Origin of the sequence: Microbacterium testaceum (assembly GCF_001476655.1) — a bacterium.
Lineage (GTDB): Bacteria > Actinomycetota > Actinomycetes > Actinomycetales > Microbacteriaceae > Microbacterium > Microbacterium testaceum_C.
This window is the reverse complement of sequence record NZ_LDRT01000247.1, coordinates 1-1,779: the sequence shown is the minus strand read 5'-3', so window position 1 is coordinate 1,779 and position 1,779 is coordinate 1. Positions and strand designations below refer to the sequence as shown.

The window sequence follows — 1,779 nt, the reverse complement described above, 5'->3', positions numbered from 1 at the left end:
CTCGCACGTCGTCCTCAGCCGCACCCTCGACTCGGCGCGTGAGGCGCTCGACCTCGCCGAGTCGGGGGAGGTGGGGGAGGGAGGCGTGATGTGGGTGCGGCGGCATCCGTTGCGCCGGATCGTCGCCGCCCTCCGCGGGGATCACCGCCTCCTCGCCCACGCCGAGTCGATGCTCGCCCCCGTCCTCGACCTCCCGACCGCGCGGCGGGACGACCTCCTCGACGCCCTCGCAGCGGTCGTCGCCCATCCTGGCAATCGCACGGCCGCGGCCACCGCGGCGCACGTCTCGCGCTCGGTGTTCTACCAGCGTCTGGACGCGCTCGAAGAGGTGCTGGGGGTCCGTCTCGACGAGGGCGAGGTGCTGGCAGCCCTGCACCTCGCCCTCGTGGTGCATCGCGCGCACGGAGGGGCGGCGGCATCCGTGGTTCGGCGCTCCTGAGAGCGGGCTCGAACGGCCCTCGTGGTCGAGGCGACGGCGTCCGCGATCGGCGCGGGGGGACGGACGGTGCCCATCGTCCCTCCCCGCCGACATAGGATGTGCCGGAAAGACGGGGGCGCGGTGGGGAAGAGATCGATGCGTGTGTGGCGTGCGGGCGTACGCCTGGCGGCCATCGCGATGGCGGCGACCCTGCTGATCGCGGGAGCCGTCGTGCCCGCGGCGAGCGCCGCGACCGTACCCGGTTGGCTGTCGACCAAGGGGGCGAGGATCGTCACGGCGTCCGGTTCGCCGTACACGATCAAGGCGACGGCCTGGTTCGGGATGGAGACCTCGAACTGCGCCCCGCACGGACTCTGGTCGATCTCTCTCGACGAGGGGATGGATGCCATCGCGGCGATGGGTTTCACCACCATCCGGCTGCCCTTCTCGAACGAGTGCCTCGCCGCGAAGAGCTCGAACTCGATCAACGCGTCGGTCAACCCGGAGCTCGTCTCGCTGTCGCCGTTGAAGCTCATGGACACCGTCATCTCGCGTGCGAAAGCCCACGGACTGTCGGTCATCCTCGATCGGCACCGCCCCGACTCCGGCGCGCAGAGCGAGCTCTGGTACACGTCGCAGTACAGCGAGAAGCGCTGGATCGACGACTGGAAGATGCTCGCGGCCCGCTACAAGAACGAGCCCGCCGTGATCGGCGCCGACCTGCACAACGAACCCCACGGCCCCGCCTGTTGGAACTGCGGCGACGCGTCGCGCGACTGGCGCGCCGCCGCGACCCGCGCCGGCAACGCCGTGCTCTCGGTCAACCCGAAGCTCCTGATCATCGTCGAGGGCGTCGAGAACCAGCAGGGCGGCTCCGCCACCTGGTGGGGCGGTGGCCTCGCGGACGTCAGATCGGCACCGGTCACCTTGTCCGTGAAGAACCGCGTGGTCTACTCGCCGCACGAATACCCCGCGACGGTGCACGCGCAACCCTGGTTCTCGGCCGCGAACTATCCCGCGAACCTCGAGGGCATCTGGGATGCCAACTGGGGCTACCTCGTGCGCGAGAACATCGCCCCCGTGCTCCTGGGCGAGTTCGGCACGAAGCTCGAGACCACGAGCGATCGAGCCTGGCTGAAGACCCTCGTCGACTACCTCGCGAAGACGAAGATGAGCTACGCCTACTGGTCGTTCAACCCGAACAGCGGGGACACGGGTGGGCTCGTCGCGGATGACTGGCGCACGTGGCAAACGGCCAAGCTCACGGCCCTCCGCCCGATCCTGACGCCGGGTGCAACGCCGACGCCCACGCCGAAGCCGACGTCGAGTCCGAAGCCGACGTCGAGTCCGAAGCCCACCTC

Annotated in this window: 2 protein-coding genes; both read left to right on the top strand. The window is 69.9% G+C overall.

The window, feature by feature from the left end; all coding sequences use genetic code 11:
• Positions 1-439: helix-turn-helix domain-containing protein (locus tag NS220_RS18770; protein WP_193755431.1), on the top strand; the 439-nt coding region annotated here is incomplete at its 5' end.
• A gap of 135 nt (positions 440-574) precedes the next feature.
• The coding region (locus NS220_RS18765; protein ID WP_058625465.1) for a glycoside hydrolase family 5 protein at positions 575-1,779 on the top strand (1,205 nt) is incomplete at its 3' end.